This is a genomic window from Limnospira sp. PMC 289.06 (assembly GCF_032350395.1).
Taxonomy (GTDB): Bacteria; Cyanobacteriota; Cyanobacteriia; order Cyanobacteriales; family Microcoleaceae; genus Limnospira; species Limnospira platensis.
Window position 1 is genome coordinate 23,881 of sequence record NZ_JARPLC010000037.1, and the last position, 16,560, is coordinate 40,440.

At 41.8% G+C, this 16,560-nt stretch carries 14 protein-coding genes and 1 pseudogene; 8 read left to right on the forward strand and 7 right to left on the reverse strand.

Annotation, left to right across the window (positions count from 1 at the left end):
- Nucleotides 1-12 precede the first annotated feature (12 nt).
- The 3 genes from P5674_RS10220 (at nt 13) to P5674_RS10230 (ending at nt 3,667) form a co-directional block, all read left to right on the forward strand.
- The gene (locus tag P5674_RS10220; protein WP_231852121.1) at nt 13-1,335 is read left to right on the forward strand and encodes a flippase; all 1,323 of its coding nucleotides are present in this window, start codon (nt 13-15) and stop codon (nt 1,333-1,335) included.
- 180 nt (nt 1,336-1,515) lie between these two features.
- Nucleotides 1,516-2,349 carry a glycosyltransferase family 25 protein gene (locus P5674_RS10225; RefSeq protein WP_231852122.1) on the forward strand — a complete coding sequence of 278 codons (834 nt, stop codon included), beginning with the start codon at nt 1,516-1,518 and terminating at the stop codon, nt 2,347-2,349.
- 112 nt (nt 2,350-2,461) lie between these two features.
- Nucleotides 2,462-3,667: a glycosyltransferase family 4 protein gene (locus P5674_RS10230; RefSeq protein WP_315669974.1), complete on the forward strand. Its 1,206-nt coding sequence runs from the start codon at nt 2,462-2,464 to the stop codon at nt 3,665-3,667.
- 41 nt (nt 3,668-3,708) lie between these two features.
- On the opposite strand, the gene P5674_RS10235 is transcribed toward P5674_RS10230, so the two are convergent.
- The 3 genes from P5674_RS10235 to crtH form a co-directional block, all read right to left on the reverse strand.
- On the reverse strand, nt 3,709-4,929 hold the full coding sequence (locus tag P5674_RS10235; RefSeq protein WP_315669975.1) for a glycosyltransferase: 1,221 nt from the start codon (nt 4,927-4,929) through the stop codon (nt 3,709-3,711).
- A gap of 109 nt (nt 4,930-5,038) precedes the next feature.
- Nucleotides 5,039-6,616 (reverse strand): SDR family NAD(P)-dependent oxidoreductase, encoded by a 1,578-nt coding sequence (locus P5674_RS10240; RefSeq protein WP_014274829.1) that lies wholly within the window; start codon nt 6,614-6,616, stop codon nt 5,039-5,041.
- A gap of 89 nt (nt 6,617-6,705) precedes the next feature.
- On the reverse strand, nt 6,706-8,247 hold the full coding sequence (gene crtH / locus P5674_RS10245) for a carotenoid isomerase (protein ID WP_006620059.1): 1,542 nt from the start codon (nt 8,245-8,247) through the stop codon (nt 6,706-6,708).
- 336 nt (nt 8,248-8,583) lie between these two features.
- On the opposite strand from crtH, the gene upp reads away from it, so the two are divergent.
- The 3 genes from upp to P5674_RS10260 all read left to right on the forward strand — a co-directional run bounded on the left by upp (nt 8,584) and on the right by P5674_RS10260 (nt 10,055).
- Entirely contained in the window at nt 8,584-9,234 is a 651-nt protein-coding gene (gene upp / locus P5674_RS10250) for a uracil phosphoribosyltransferase (RefSeq protein WP_014274830.1), read from the forward strand.
- A 29-nt stretch (nt 9,235-9,263) separates the two neighbouring features.
- Complete coding sequence (locus P5674_RS10255) at nt 9,264-9,587, forward strand: hypothetical protein (protein WP_014274831.1); 324 nt, start codon at nt 9,264-9,266, stop codon at nt 9,585-9,587.
- Nucleotides 9,588-9,776: 189 nt separating this feature from the next.
- Nucleotides 9,777-10,055, forward strand: coding sequence for a YggT family protein (locus P5674_RS10260; RefSeq protein ID WP_315669976.1), 279 nt, complete (start codon nt 9,777-9,779; stop codon nt 10,053-10,055).
- A 138-nt stretch (nt 10,056-10,193) separates the two neighbouring features.
- On the opposite strand, the gene P5674_RS10265 is transcribed toward P5674_RS10260, so the two are convergent.
- Entirely contained in the window at nt 10,194-10,598 is a 405-nt protein-coding gene (locus tag P5674_RS10265; RefSeq protein ID WP_315669977.1) for a YidH family protein, read from the reverse strand.
- Nucleotides 10,599-11,061: 463 nt separating this feature from the next.
- On the opposite strand from P5674_RS10265, the gene P5674_RS10270 reads away from it, so the two are divergent.
- A complete protein-coding gene (locus tag P5674_RS10270; RefSeq protein WP_006620054.1) occupies nt 11,062-13,980 on the forward strand; it encodes a calcium-translocating P-type ATPase, PMCA-type in 2,919 nt (972 codons plus the stop codon).
- Between the two features lie 195 nt (nt 13,981-14,175).
- Here the strand turns inward: P5674_RS10270 and P5674_RS10275 are convergent, their stop codons facing one another.
- From P5674_RS10275 to P5674_RS10285, 3 genes are read right to left on the reverse strand one after another with little or no spacing between them, the layout of a single operon-like run.
- Nucleotides 14,176-14,619: a type II toxin-antitoxin system VapC family toxin gene (locus tag P5674_RS10275; RefSeq protein WP_006616128.1), complete on the reverse strand. Its 444-nt coding sequence runs from the start codon at nt 14,617-14,619 to the stop codon at nt 14,176-14,178.
- Entirely contained in the window at nt 14,619-14,879 is a 261-nt protein-coding gene (locus P5674_RS10280) for a hypothetical protein (RefSeq protein ID WP_006616127.1), read from the reverse strand. The genes P5674_RS10275 and P5674_RS10280 overlap by 1 nt, the downstream gene beginning before the upstream one ends.
- A gap of 35 nt (nt 14,880-14,914) precedes the next feature.
- Complete coding sequence (locus P5674_RS10285) at nt 14,915-15,064, reverse strand: hypothetical protein (RefSeq protein ID WP_231852123.1); 150 nt, start codon at nt 15,062-15,064, stop codon at nt 14,915-14,917.
- A 729-nt stretch (nt 15,065-15,793) separates the two neighbouring features.
- Here P5674_RS10285 and P5674_RS10290 point away from each other — a divergent pair.
- A pseudogene (locus P5674_RS10290) lies at nt 15,794-16,560 on the forward strand (RNA polymerase sigma factor); the annotation flags it as partial.

Consider the following 16,560-nt stretch of genomic DNA (forward strand, 5'->3'; position numbering starts at 1 on the left):
CTAAAGTTAAATTTGGTAGCCATTCAAGACGTAAATCACGAAAAATATATGTCATATTTTACTAATTTGCAAGAACAAATTAAGAAAATCACGCAAAAGTCATTAGTCCGAAATACTTTATGGATGTTTTTGGGTAAAGTCATCAGTATTTTCATGCAAGCTACATACTTTATATTGATTGCTAGACATCTGGGTTCTGAAAATTTTGGTATGTTTATGGGAGTAACAGCACTAGCCTCGATCGCTGTTCCATTTGGAACATTAGGTAGTACAGATATTTTAATTAGAAATGTTTCAAGAAATAAAATTTTATTTAAAAAATATTTGGGTGATGCTCTTGTAACAACTTTTTTTTGTAGTTTTTTTGTAATTTGTTTATCATTTTTAATAGGCAAATTTATTTTGCCAAAATTTATTCCTAACGTCTTGATTTTATCCATACTTATTTCTGATATTTTAGGATTGTCTATTTGGAATATATGTTGTGGCGCTTTTTTAGGACTTAATCAGCATAAAAACACGGCTAAATTACAGATTTTTTATAATTTTGTGAAAGTCTTATCTGCTATAGCTTTAGTTATATTTTTTGATGATCCTAATGCTATCAATTGGTCTATTTTATATGTTTTTGGTACAACAATAACGGCAATTTTTTCATTCTTTTTTGTTTGTTTTTCTCTGGGTTTTCCTGAATTAGAATTATCCCATATCAATCACAACATTTTTCAAGGTATATACTTCTCTCTAGACCGATCAGCTGCCAATATCAATTCCAGTATTGATAGAACCATGTTAAGCAGTCTTTCAACTCTAAGTATAACTGGTATATATTCTGCTGCTTATAGATTGATAGAAGTTGGCTATATACCAATTTTAGTAGTATTTAGTTCCACATACACAAAATTTTTTGAAGAAGGTGCTTTGGGTATTAGTAATGCTTTTAAATTTGCCAAACGTTTGATTCCGCTTATCTCTATATATGGTATTTTTGTTTTTATAGGTTGTATATTTTTTGCGCCTTTTATACCTTATATTTTGGGAGAAAGCTATATAGATTCAGTGCCAGTATTATACTGGTTAGCTCCCATGCCACTAATTATTGGTATGCAATTAGTGGCAGCAGATACCCTTACCGGATCTGGATATCAAAAGTTACGAGGGTTGGTTCAAATTAGTGCAGCTTTAATTAATATTAGTTTAAATTATTTTTTAATCCCCATCTTTTCATGGAGGGGTGCAGCTTGGGCGACCTTAACTACAGATTCTTTAATTCTCCTGTGCTACTGGGGTGCAATCTGGCGACTAAATTATCAAAATCTCAAAAATTCTAGTTAACTTATTTAAGCTGGTGCATATTTATAAGTACCATAAACTGGCAATCCTTATAGTGTTTGCTACTTAATTTTTTCAACACTTTAAGTTAACTTTTATTAATCAAAACTTGATTGACATTAATATAAAAATGATGTACTATATTACTCAAAAGTAAAATCTTACATGGGAGTAATTTTTGATATGAAAATCTCAGATTTTTTTGATAAAATTTATGTTATTAACTTACCTGAGAGGGTTGATAGAAGACGTGAAATGGAGAAAGAAATAAAGAGTATAGGCTTAAATTTTGATTCTGAAAAAGTAAACATTTTTCCCGCTATCAGACCCACGGAAAAATTAGCTTTTTCGAGCATTGGTATGTTAGGGTGTTACCTGAGTCATTTAGAGATTATTAAAATTGCCAAAAGAGACCAACTCAGTAATATATTAGTCATGGAAGATGATCTGGCTATTTCTAGTAGATTTTGTTCTGTACAAACACAATTACTTGATGAACTTAGTCAAGTAAATTGGGATCTATTATTTCTAGGATATTTTGCTTATCATAAATTAAAGCTATCAGACTATTATAATTTTTACGACCCCGAGATATCAACAACTTGGACTCACTTAAAAAAAACTAATTATCCAACATTAGGTACACATTTTTATGCTGTTAATCATACAGCTTATGATCCTTTGATATTCTTTTTAGAAGAACTGTTGAAAAAACGTTCTCAAACTTGTTTTTTTGAAAAAGATCCTAATTTTGATGACCTGGATGGAGCCTATATTGATACTGCATATTATCTATTCCGAAAGCAAAATCCTGAAATTGTATCTTTAATTGTATGTCCGTCTCTTGGGTGGCAACGGAGTAGCCCCAGTGATATTAGTCCTAGGATGATCAGCAGTTATTTAGATCAAGTTGTATTTCTCAAGCCATTGGTAAGTTTTCTAAAGTTAATCAAATTAAAATTAAAGAAGACTTTAGATTATCTAAAGCCCGAGTTATTTGATTGGTGGGATATTTAATTGGTGCGAAATAATGGTGACTCAGACTAAAAGTAAATTAATCGTTTATATTCAGTCAATTTTTTCCAATAAACTGTATTAGTTAACTACCACATATTTTGTATATCAAAAAATGACTTTAAAATCATCATCTATGCACTTAATTGCTTTAGAAAATGAACCCTCATCAACCCTTGGCGGTCAGGAGTTAAATCTACTAGGCATTTGTGAAGGTCTTGCTAATTGTGGACATCAGGTTAGTTTGGTTTACACCAAAGAAGGAGACCTCCTAGAAACCTATGGCAAATTTTGCCAAGATTTAATTCCGGTTAAGCGCTACCAAGCCAACCGCAAAAATCCCCTCGATATGGTCAAATTTGCTGTAGAGTTTTTTAATGATATTTCCCCTATAAAAAAAACGTCTGACTCTATTATTTTTTCTAATGAGTCTAGGTCAATATTTTGGGGCTATGCTTTATCCAATATCCACAAAGTCCCTTTAGTCTGTTATTTACAATTACCCGGAACTCCATTTAAGTTCAAGTGGCGACCTGGGTTGTCAGGGGTGAATCAATTTATGACGGTTTCTCAAGCTAATAAAGACACATGGGTTAATTTGTGTGGTATTGATGCTAATAAAATTGATATAGTTTATAATTGCATTGACCCGGAAAAATTTAGTCCCTACTCCGTTGATGAGTATCAGCAATTATCCCTCCGTCGTGATTTTAATATCTTAGGAAACAGGCGAGTTTTTTCGTTTCTGGGGAGACTCAACCCTAATAAAGGAATAGAAGTCCTAATTAAAGCCTTTGCGTTACTGGCAAATCACCAACCAGATATTTGTTTATTAATTGCTGGAAATGTGATTTTGGAACCTACAGAAGATTCACCAGCAGCGCGTATTCACTACCTTAAATTTTTAAAAGATATGGTGGATGACCTAGGGATTAAAGAATTAGTCCAGTTTATAGGTCATGTTCCCAATACACCGGATCTTTATCGGGTTAGTGATGTTACCATTGTTCCTAGTATTTGGCCTGATCCTTGTCCGAGGGTGGTTTTAGAATCTTTATCAACTGGTACGCCTGTGGTCGGTAGTAGAGTCGGGGGAATACCTGAAATGATGACAGGTGAATTAACCCGTTATTTGGTTGAACCTGGTTCTCCTGAACAATTAGCAGAAGTTCTTAACCAGGTTACTAATTGGCGAGATGATGACCCGGAACTGGGCCGGCGTTGTCGTGATCATGTACTGGATAATTTTAGCCCTAAAGTTATGATTGATCAGATGGAGATGGTCTTATTGAGAACGATTAATCAATACGATCAACATTAATGATTGTGGGTCTTTTTTAATGGTCAAGTTTCAATGGGTTACTATTTGGGGGTTTGATTGGAGGTAAGCAGAGAGTCAATTTGAGAGAGGAAATTCTCAATGACGGGAGATCCAAACATTGACTCTAGTAAAAGGCGATCTGGGATGTTGGGTTGCTGTTCAGCCAGAAAATTTAGAATTTCATTAGTGTATGATGACGCATCAGATGCTACCCGGAAATATGGTTTCGCTGCTTCTGGTAAACCTGACAATCCTTTGGGTCGAGAAACAATGGGTTTACCGATCGCCAACATATCAATAGATTTGATACTAACACCACTTCCAGTAGCTACAGGGTCGATTAATACTCGACCAGAACGGTAAATTTTGGCAGCAGATGGCGGGTTAATTATTAATTCTAATCCGGGTTTATTTTGACAAATATCTTTGATTTTTTGCACGGGGTTGGAACCGGAAATCAGAACTTTAATACTAGGCGATCGCTGTTTTAACATTGGCCAGACTTCCTCCACAAACCAAGTCACACCCGCCACATTATTTTCCGAGTTCAAATTCCCCAGAAACACCACATCATAGGCAGGTTTTTCTGACTCAGAATCAGTTAAGTTATCCTCTTGATTATGGTAGTCACTAAATTCGATTAAGGGAGGCAAAAAGTAGCCATTATCAAATCCTTGTTGTTGCCAAAATTGTAAATCATCTCGGGAAATATCATAAAATGCCAAACTTTTTTTTAGTAATGATTTCTCGAATTTTTCTAAGTGATTAATAGATAATAATCTCACCAGTTTTTTAGTGCCTTTTGCACATTGAAAATAATAGCGATAATGTAAATGTTCAATATCATGCGATCGCACAATCATGGGAATATCCAGAGAGTCACTCAATTTAGATGCCACCCAACCACTGTGAATCTGATCGCAGAGAATCACATCAGGCTGAAAAGACCCAACAGATGCCAAAATCTGCTTCCATTTCTCACCTCTAACGATTCTCGATGTCACTTCTAAAGGGTATGATAATAAAGCGATCGCCCGCCGGAGATAAGAACCCATACCACGCTCATAAATAATCAGATGAAAGTCTTTCACATATTGATTAATAACCTGCAAGCTATCGCCATCTACAGGCGTACCAGACCAACAGATTAACTGTATTTCCGTTCCCAATTCCGCCAACATTTTCAGCCGTCGCCAGACATCAACTCGGCCGCCATGAATAGGAGGATAGGGAATTTCCATCGCTACAATAGTAATTTTCATTTTGTCTCCTCAACCCATAATTAACCCATCAAATAATTGTAGCATATTCTAACCGAAACCTCTAGTTTGTAAGACCCGCCCAACATCAAATAGAATCAGATAGCCTTAATTAATTAGATAAAGATAGTGGCTGATGATAAATCGGGCTATATCCCGGCAAAATTTTGACCGTATCTTGAGCCACTCTTAAAGTCAAAGACAGACGCACCTTCCCACTGCTATTGTAAACCGAACGATGGATAACTTGGTCAGTAAATAAAACAAATTCCCCCGCCTTCAAAACCACCGGGATAACTTGGTTTTTCACAGAATTAGGAACCTTGTAGAAATGATTACCACTGAAAGGGTCCGTAATTTGCTTGGGACAATTTTCCGCTTCAGTTTTGGGGATATATTCAAAGCCATTCCTGTCAGTAACTTCAGTTAAAGCAATATAGATATTAATAGTTTTGCCTTCCCCAGCCAATAATTTAGGGTAAATATCTCGATGCCAAAATGGGATTAATTGACGGGAGGGATAATTAACCCATAATTCCGAACGCCATAGGCGCAAATTATCCCCCAGATGTTTTCTGAGAATCGCCAATAAGTTCTCGTCCTTACACAACTTTAATAATTCAGGCGAATCTAAATGTCTTTCCATGTAAAACTGTCGCTTATAACATTGCACGAACAACAACATAATCGAGCCAAATTGTAGTTTTAATAACGCAGTTAATGCCGAAACCAATAAAACTTTAATCGGTGGCTTAGGTAAGACTTCCTTAAAAATATGTTGGCGAATTGTAGCGATTTCTTCCGGGGTTAATTTTAAGCTATAGGGCCCCCAAACTTCATCACTACCATCATAATTAATGGTCTGGGTTCCCACAGGTTTATTGCCACCAGTCCAATCTAAACTTTGTTCCCACAATTGTTGACATAACTGATTATTTAAAGCTAAGGGAGGCAAAGGAATTTCCTTGCCTTTGGGGTCAAAAAACTTACCAGTGATTAATTCACATTCGGGAAAAGTAGCACAGAATAAGCTACTATAACAGCCTTTTTGGGGGCTAATTCCGATACCCAAAAACTTACTCAAACGATGACCGATGGTAATATTAGATTGGACAAAACCGGGATGCACCGCGTTAACAGTGACATGGCTTGATTGTTGAGAAAGTTGTCGGGTTAACAGTAATAAACAGAGTTTAGATTGATTATATAGTTCGATAAAGTTGAAGGGGGTAGATTTCACAAATAAATCCCATTTAATTGTCGTGGGTTTTAAGGCGAGGTCTGAAGACACCATAACCACTCGACTAGGGGCAGATGTTTGTAATTTCTCCCAGAGTAAATAAGTCAGCAAAAAATGCCCCAAATAGTTAGTACCCCAAATCACCTCAAATCCTTCTGGGGTGACACCGCGATCGCTGAATATTCCGGCGTTATTGATTAAAATATTTAGGGGTAAGTTTTTGGCTAAAAACAGTTCAACGCATTGACGAACAGACTCCAGGGAAGCCAGATTTAAGGGCAAATATTCGATGTTAGGGTTGCCAGTTTTTTTAGAGATATAAGCAATAGCTTTTCTAGCTTTGGTGTGGGAACGACAAGCAATAAAGACATGATAGCCTAATTTAGCTAAACCCACCGATGTCATTAACCCGACACCGGAGTTGCCACCTGTGACAATACAGACTTGCATAAATTTATAATTTTTAGTTAAGATGAGCAGATAAAAATAGGGGAGGGGAGCGATTTCCTCCCACTAAATTATCGAATTAAATTGGGGTGTTAGCCTAACTTTAAATCTACGGCAATGCGGTGGGCACAGGCGAACCCAGAAAAGGCGACAGCATTTAATCCTTGACCAGGAAAGGTGCTATCTCCAACGCAATACAGACCGGGAATAGCGGTGCGATTAAAAGGCATTCCTAGGAGTCCCCGCAGTTGGCGGCTAGGAATAGGGCCATAGGTTCCGTCATCCCGGTTAAGAAAGCGACGGTGCGATCGCGCTGTTCCCACTTCCATATAATCCAAACCCGCATCTAAACCGGGAAAAATCTTCTCCAGACGGTCTACAATTCCCCAGGCTGCCTCCTCTTTTTTTTGTTCATATTCTGTCGGTGGTAAATCTTCCCAATTATCAATCCAACTAGGGGTAAAAGCATGGATGATATGATAGCCGGGCGGGGCTAAATCCGGGTCAAGGAGGGTAGGAATAGAGACAAAAATTGTCCCCTCTGGCTCCTCCATTTTTTGCCAATCTTCAACTATGATGTGGTGACAATCTGTTTCTGGTGTTAAAACGGAGGCTTCTACCCCTAAATGTAAGCTCAGAAAACTGGGCGATTTCTGATAGCGTTTGCGCCATTTTTTCTCAGAAGATGGCATCATTTTTTCAGGGATTAGTTTACCAAAGGTATCCCAGCGGGTAGCATTAGAAACAATGCGCCGAGCGCGGTAAACCCTACCGTTAGTGAGTTCAACCCCCACAGCTTGCCCATTTTCTATTAAAATCTGTTTAGCCCTGGCTTTGTATTGAATGGTTCCTCCGGCTTTCTGTAAGCCTTCAGCCAGTTTTTCGGCGATTTGACCTACTCCCCCCTTGGGGTAGTTTATCCCACCGTAGTGGCGGTCAGAAAACACCATCCCAGCGTTAATCATGGGAGTCAAGTCAGCGGGAACCACAGACCAGCAGTAACACTCAATATCAATAAATTTGAGTAATTCCGGGTTGCTGATGTGTCGTTTGGCGACTTCGCCCACATTTTTGGGTAGGTATTGAACCAGTCCCAGACAAGCGCCTGGGTTCTGGAAGAAAACCCGCATCAGATAACGGGGTTCCTCCAGGGAAAGGAGTTCCATGGCGTTCAAGCAGTTAAAGACCTGCCAACATTCGTCATAAAACTTACGAATTCCTTCTCGTTCATCGGGGAACTTTTCCCCTAGTTCTTGCAAAAATTTCTCATAATCTCGGTGAACTCTAACTTGGAGTTCCCCAGGTAGGTGGTAGTTAATTTGAACTGGGTCGGGGATAGTTTCTAATTTGACGTTAACAGCTTCTAGGGCGCGGGTGAGCAGGTTAGTTGTGCCTTGGTCACCAAATCCAAAAATCATTGATGCTCCGACATCAAATCGATATCCCTCTCGCTCAAAGTAACCAGAACTACCACCGGGGATGATGTAACTTTCTAGGACAAGTACATTCGCGCCTTTGGCTGCCAGTTGAGTGGCTGTGACTAAGCCTCCAATACCGGAACCGATGACAATTACATCAAAGTCTTGAGTCGGTAGGGGTTCATCAGCAAAGGACTGGTGGGTAATAACAGGCATCGGATCAACTCTCTTCCAGAATTTCCTGACTCTACAGTGTAACGCTTCACCATACTTGTATAACGTTCACAAGCGACAGTTCTGTGATCACAATGATGAGATCAGCCCTGCCCCAGCCATTTTAACAAGAAATGCGGGAACGGTTTTTTTATCAACCGCCCCCGTCTGCCGATCCTTTGATTTGAGAGGAGAACACTGAGAATCTACTTTAACCTTGTTAAAAATAATTGTCAATAAGTTTGTAACATTTCTTAAAACTATGCGGGGGTAGTCTGACTGGGTAGGCGGGGGAGTATGATGGAAAGGAAAAGCCGAATTTGGTTAACTATCCCGCTAATGACTCTGCAACTGCGCGTTTACGTCCCTCCCCACCCCCTAATTAAGCATTGGTTGGCGATCGCCCGTGATGTCTCAACTCCGCCCGCCCTATTCCGCAGCGCCATGACGGAACTGGGACGGTGGCTAACCTACGAAGCGACTCGCGATTGGTTCACCACCGTGGAAGCTACGGTACAAACTCCCCTCTGTGAATGTCCAGCTACCTATATCAACCCAGAAGCGCCTATGGTGGTTATACCCATTCTGCGGGCGGGATTAGCTCTGATGGAAGGTATCCAAAGCGTCGTGCCGTTAACGTCGGTGTATCACCTGGGAATGGTCCGCGACGAGGAAACCCTACAAGTGAGTTGCTATCTCAATAAACTTCCTGATGGTTTTGACCCTCAAACCCGGTTAATCGTTAGCGAACCGATGTTGGCTACGGGGGGAACGATTATGGCGACTATGGCTGAACTGACCAAGCGGGGCATTGATCCGGGGTTGATGCGAATTATCTCGGTGGTAGCAGCTCCCCAAGCCTTGCAGTCCCTTAGCCAAGAATATCCTAGCCTGCAAGTTTATACGGCTATTATTGATCAAGGTCTCGATGAACGAGGTTTTATTGTTCCTGGATTGGGAGATGCGGGCGATCGCACTTTTGGAACTTAAATTTTTGATGATGAGGTGAATCTAAAACTATGGCTAATCGAGAAGGCTTTACCAGCGGACTGGTATTAGGGGCTGCTTTAGGAGGTCTCGTTGGTGGTGTATTGGGGGTTGTCCTCTCCTCACGACTATCTGGGGATAACTCCGACAGCGCTAATTCCCTAGGAGACAATAAGCGCAACCGCAATAAAGGCGATCGCTTGACCCCCGAAAATGTGGAAACAGCCCGTTTGAACTTAGAAGACAAAATTTCTCAACTCAATCAGGCGATCGATGATGTACGCCATCAACTTGGGGGAGTTAATGGGACTATCTCTGCTGAGGTTCACGAATCACCATCAGCCGAAGATATCTAGCATCAACTACCGCCCAAAGTATGATATAATTAGCTGCTACAGTTTACATTTTCATAAACCCCAGTTAAAAGTCAATCATACTAATCACTCAGGGAGACGGTCGAACCAGCCCAGATTTTAGCTAGTTGACTATTCCCAGACCCTTGAGGTCACACCATAAGCCATTTCCCAGTTATTCGGAGATATCGCATGAGTTCACCATTATTTCTACTTGCCAATACAGTTGCACAATTCCTGAACATTTACATGGTTCTAATTTTTATTAGAATCCTGCTTAGTTGGTTCCCCAATGTGAATTTATACGATGGTCCTTTATCCATTATTACCCAACTAACTGACCCTTATCTTAATCTTTTCCGTTCCTTTATTCCCCCCTTGGGTGGCATTGACTTTTCCCCCATCATTGCCATTTTCCTGCTTCAGTTTGTGGCTCAAATTGTGCCGAATTTACTTTACAGCCTAGCCTAAAGTTTCACACATCTTCAATCTGGGTGCATTTGTAGTATTGTGGTTAACCAATTAACTACAAATGCCCAGGGTTTTCTGTCATCAATATCAATCATTGAACCCAGGGTCATATCTGCTCAAATTATGGGTTTATTGTGGTTACGAACTCAGCATAATTCCCAAGAATGCCACCACCCCTAAAATCGCCAGAATCACAGCCACAGCCAGGGCTTGAGATATTCTAGGAGTGTATAAATAGTCATCTCTACAGATGCGTTTAAGTTCTTGGCGGTGGTCAATAGAAGCTGTAATTAGTGCTAAAGTTCCCAAGGCAATAAATGAGAGTCCAAGGAAGCGAGAGAGACGCAGAGGATTAAGGTAAGCATCCCCTGTTTCTTCGTAGATAACCGTCACAATTTGGTCAATACCAAAGCCAAAGCCTATCAGTGATAAACAGGTACGAATCCACGCCATTAAAGTCCTTTCAGAAGCGGCGCGGTTGCGTTCTTTCGCCAACTCATTATTCAGATTTTTAGGCGGCGGGTCAGGGTCAATTGAGGTCATACTTCCGAGAACATCAAGGTAGATAATATCCGGTTAATTATGTTAACCGCTAGTGTTTAACCAGGGTAATGGCTCAGGAGAGATTTAGCCAGTCATCAGCCCTATTTTTAAAACATTTAATCATGGGGGGCTACCAGTTGCGAAGTCTCACTAATTTATGTTAAAATGAGTGGATTTTGTCGCCGTGGGTCAGGCTAGTTACGACTAAAAAACCTTGAGATGGTTCCCTGATCTCAGGGGAAAGTGCTATAGTTAAATCTAAGCCTGAGTCAATATATGTAATCAGTTGAGTATTTTAGCTGATTAAGTTTATAGACGATCGCAATTTAACCGAGTTTCCCTGTGTGAAAATCGGAATACAGAAGCCGATATTTGACGAGGCTAATGCCAATATAACACGGTGATTTTAACATAACACAATCTGATTGTTCTCAATATAGATGCTAATATAGGAGCCTCGCCGATGACCATGACCCATGACCCCCGCCAAGACATCCATCACTTACAAGGATTAACTCCCCCAGAGGTAGAAACAAGTCGCCAAACTCACGGTAGTAATGTCATGACTCCCCCCCCAAGGGAACCAGCTTGGCGACAATTTTTGGGAAAGTTTGATGATCCGGTGATTCGGATTTTAATTATTGCGGCGGCGATCGCCATTAGTTTAGGAATAGTTAATGGCAATTATGTAGAGGGAATTGGTATTATTGTGGCGATCGCTTTAGCTACTACCCTAGCCTTCCTCAACGAGTATAAAGCCAATCAAGAATTTGATATTCTCAACCGGATGAATGATGAAGTCCCCATCAAAGTCATCCGAGATCATAGTTTTACCACCATTCCCAAAAAAGATATAGTAGTCGGTGATCTGGTCATCATCGAATTGGGGGACGAAATCCCCGCCGATGGTCAATTAATTGAAGCGGTTTCGCTGCGGGTAAATGAAGCCAGCTTAACCGGAGAATCGGAAGCCGTCAAAAAGTTAGCATCATCAGAATTAGTAGCCAGTGCGGAACTTCCCGATAGCGCCTATCCTCGTGATCGCCTATTACGAGGAACAGTAGTTACAGACGGTCATGGAACCTTTCAAGTAACCGCTGTTGGCGATCGCACAGAAATCGGTCAAACCGCGAAATTAGTGTGCGAAATCACCAATATAGACACCCCCCTAAAACAGCAATTAGATCGCCTCAGTCGCTTAATTGGAGTCCTAGGGTTAGCCATTGCCGTTTTAATTGATATAGCCTTAGTAGTGCGGGGTATCGTCACCGGAAACCTTAACCTGAGCCTAGGACAGTGGTATATAGTCGCCCTAGCTGTTAGCAGTTTAATCATTATCCTAGTTAGGGTATGGTTACCCATTGTTTATGATGGCTTAGAAATCTCAGGTTCTCAGGCGACCGTGCCAGAATGGTTAGAAGATGATCACGCCATAGGCTGGGTGAAATCAAGTTTAATAGGTTTGTTAATTTTTGGAGTGGGAATTGCGATCGGTTATGGAGGCAATTTTATTCCCCGAAATCTTAGTGATTGGATTCCCGCATCAGCCGCCACTGAGTTTGTCACCTACTTTATGATTGCGGTGGCGGTGATTGTCGTCGCTGTCCCCGAAGGTCTGGCGCTAAGTGTCACCCTCAGCCTCGCCTATAGCATGAGGAAAATGACCAAACAAAATAACCTGGTGCGAAGGATGCACGCCTGCGAAACCATTGGGGCGGCTACGGTTATTTGTTCTGATAAAACCGGAACTTTAACCATGAATAAAATGCAGGTACAAGAGATAAATTTTCCCAGTTTCAGCAACAATATTCCCAGTGATTTATTAACCGAAGCCATAGCCGCCAACAGTACCGCGAACTTAGAACAACATGAGAACCAAAAATCTAAGGCGATCGGGAATCCCACGGAGGCGGCGCTGTTGTTATGGTTAGAACAAAATCAGATTGATTATCTCTCCGAACGCAATAGGTTTGAGATTAAACAACAACTAGCTTTTACCCCCGATCGCAAATATATGGCGACCCTAGGAAGATCCCCTATCGATAACCAGGAGATCATGCACATTAAAGGAGCCCCCGATATTGTCCTAGGTCATTGCTATTCGTATTTGTCAGAAAATGGGGTAATTTCCCTCACCAAAGAAACCAGAAGATTGATTTCTCAGGAGTTAAAAAACTGTGATGCGGGGGGAATGCGAACCTTGGGATTTGCTTATATCCCTCAACCCCAACTCGAAGGGGATGATTTGAATGTAGAAGATCGCCAAGATGTGGTATGGTTAGGATTCGTGGCGATCGCCGATCCGGTACGTCCAGAAGTTCCCGAAGCCGTCCGCCAATGTCGCCAAGCCGGAATTGATATTAAAATGATTACCGGGGATAGTCTGCTAACCGCCGCCCAAATTGGTAGTCAAATTGGGATTATCGATGAAAACGACACCAGCGAGGCTTATATTACCGGAAGCCAACTCAGAGACATGGATGATGAACTCGCCAGTAAAACCCTGAAAAAAGTGCGGGTAATAGGTCGCGCTCGTCCTCAAGATAAACAGCGCATCGTCCAGCTATTACAGGCTCAAGGGGAGGTAGTAGCCGTTACCGGAGACGGAACCAATGATGCGGCGGCTCTGAATCAAGCCCAAGTGGGTTTAGCCATGGGTAGCGGCACTTTTGTCGCCAAAGAAGCCAGCGATATTATCCTGTTAGATGACTCTTTTCGCAGTGTCAAACAGGCAGTTTTATGGGGGCGATCGCTCTATCAAAACATCCAGAAATTCATCTTGTTTCAACTCACAATTAATGTCGTCGCCTGCATTATTGCCTTGTTAGGACCTTTTATCGGCATTAACCTACCCTTTACCGTAATTCAGCTTTTGTGGGTTAATCTGATTATGGATACCTTCGCCGCCCTCGCCTTAGCCACAGAACCCCCCACAGAAAGGGTAATGGAAGTACCACCGAGAAACCCCCAAGACTTTATTATCTCCAAAGCCATGTCATCCTCAATTTTCACTGTCGGGGCAGCTTTTTTAGTTATTCTGGTCGGGTTTCTACTGTATATCCAATCTGATGATCAGGTAACAGCCTATGAACTGTCACTATTTTTCACCAGTTTTGTGATGCTGCAATTCTGGAATTTATTTAATGCCAAATGCTTCGGTTCCAAGGATTCCGTCTTATCCCAACTCTGGCAAAATCCTAGTTTTTTGGCGATCGCCGGGGTAATTTTCATCGGACAAATTCTGATTGTTCAATTTGGCGGCAGCATTTTCCGAACTGTTCCCCTGTGTCTGACAGACTGGTTATGGATTATAGGCGGAACCTCCCTCGTCCTGTGGATTGGTGAATCAAATCGGGCGATCGTCCGGTGGAGAAAAAGTTAATCAACTCTGAGAAACCCCGTTTCGTATCTCAATCTTAGGTACAGCTTGTTCACCAGTCGCTTAATACATTGCCCTCACCCTAAATCTGGATCCCAGAGAGGGAGAGGGACTTTGAGAGGTGATCAGATGATTTCTGAACAGGCTGTAAGAGACCAAAGCGATCGCCCAAACCCCCTTTCTTTTGCTGCCCAAAATTTACGATCGCACATCCATCGGATGCATTGCCGTCACTTCCCCATAGCGGGCAAAATCCCTGATATTAAAAGTCAGAATATGAGTCAATCCATGTACCAGCATTGCTGCCACCAACCGCGCATCATGGACATTAACTCCCCTCACCCCATAAGTCAGCACCAACCTTTCCCACTCCGAATAAATGGCTAACCTATCCGGTAATAGCAAAAAAAGCCCTTTTAATCGATTGACTTCAGCAGCCGCTTCCCTTGGGGTATGTCCTAAACCATTCTTATCTACAGGGCGGGTGTAAACATTCCAAAACTCGATTAAATTTTGGGGAATGATACAAACATCTCCCCCTTGTGCAAGCAGAATATTTGTCGCTGTTACTGCATCGGCGTGCATGGAATGGTTAGCGTCTGCACTCCGCAACAGAATATTAGTATCAATCAAAAATGACATTAACCCCTTTCTCCATAAATGCTTTCTCGGCTAATCGCTTCATCGGATAAAGAGGGCTGGTTGCGCGGGTGACTTGCTGCCCATTCCCGAAACGCTTTCGCCCTTTCTTCTGGAGTGGCGGTTTCATAAAAAGGACGATCTTTCCCCGCCGCTGAGGTTTCCTCCTGGTGTGCTTTCAGCTTCTCCGCTAAAAGCGATCGCTCTTCTGGGGAAAGCGATTGAACCACTAGGGCTAAAGATTCCACTAATTTAATATTCATAAACTCTCCTATCCCTGAGAAACCCCGTTTTTTATCTAGTTAGCTAAAGTCTCCAAGCGATCGCGATGTTGTTGTGATTCGCCCCTAGTGCGCGTCACCCACTCCTGAGCATTTTCTCCCAGCATTGGATAAGGAGCATTTCCAGCAATATCTAGCCACTGTCGCTGAGGCTTTTTGTGAGTCACAGTCTCGCGTTTTACCAGCTTCGTTGCATGGCTAATCACCTGCAATTGTTCCCCTGGGTTCAGTTGCTCAATTTCCCGTCACACTTGCCCTAATAACCGACTCATAACCATAACCTCCTGAGATTTTCCTAACTCGCTACCTCTAATTTAGCAATTGCCGCCACCGTTGCGTCCTAAGCGATCGCCCAAACCGGGTTTCTTTAGCCCAAAAATCGCTCCCCAAGGCTGGCCACCATTTGGCCAGGGACTTCCGTATTTTTACGGAGTAAATTCTGTCCTGGGGTATTTGGGTGAAATTTTGGGTAGTAATTTAAAAAAGTTGCACAAATCGGATATAAATTTCCAGGAAAGTCGGTTATGATAGTTTCAGAGCCAGAACCATCAGGGTGAAATTATCACCCCCACCAGTTCAATATATATGCTCTAATATTTATATTTTTCCCAAGAATTATGGTGATCAACCCCATCGCAAAGTAGGTAATATTTTGCGGATGTGGGGGGGGTTTTCTATGGGAAAAATTGATACAAAAGGGTGCGGATTTTGGTGGACAGACAAATATAGAGGTATCTTCAATGATTTATCAACTGTTGATCCGCCATCTCCGTTATGGGGAGATGCAATGCACTGAAAGCGCTTATGGCTGATTTATGGATTTATTGAGGATTGCCATACCAGGGTGTTGATATGGATTTATTTCTTTGGAAACAAACATCATCAACCATCAGAAAATGAATAGACAAAATCATAGTAGCGCTCAACTACCTGTAGAGTTTTGGCAACAATGGCTAGAGCATCAAGACTATCTCTGGCGTTGTTGTCTGAGACAAATGGGGAACCCCATTGAAGCCGAAGATGCCCTCAGTGAAGCCTTGTTGAAAGCCCAAGAAAAACTGACAAAATGCACCCGACCGATTCGGAATTGGAGGCATTGGTTAGTTAAAGTCACCTGGAATCATTGTACAGATATCCTCAGACAGCGACATCGCCAACGATTAAAAGTTGAGAATGTCGATGCGATCGCTTCCTTGTCCGAATGGGGAAGTCCCGAACCCACGCCGGAACAGATTTGTATAGGCTGGGAAATGCAAGAATTTCTCGATCACGCCATGGAGGAATTACCGCCGAAGTTGCGGGAAACCTTGATTCTCCATGTGAAAGAACAGCAGTCTTACCTAGAAATCGCCCAGCAACTTCTCGTGTCCCCGATCAACGTCCGTAAGCGCATTTCCCAAGCCAGGGGGATTTTGGCGGCTCGCCTGGTAGACTACTACAGCAGCAGCGGGAGCAAACGGCGATCGGTCCAGTTAGAACCGGAAACCATCGTCCCCCTCAAGCCCAAAAAAAAGGGGAAAAAAAATTCACTTCCATCATATACCCATTGTTGGGTTCCGTTGCACTTCACCCAACCTACAAAACTGGAAAGCGATCGCATTTACCTGGGGGGAAAAAAAATTCACTTCCATCATATACCCATTGTTGGGTTCCGTTGCACTTC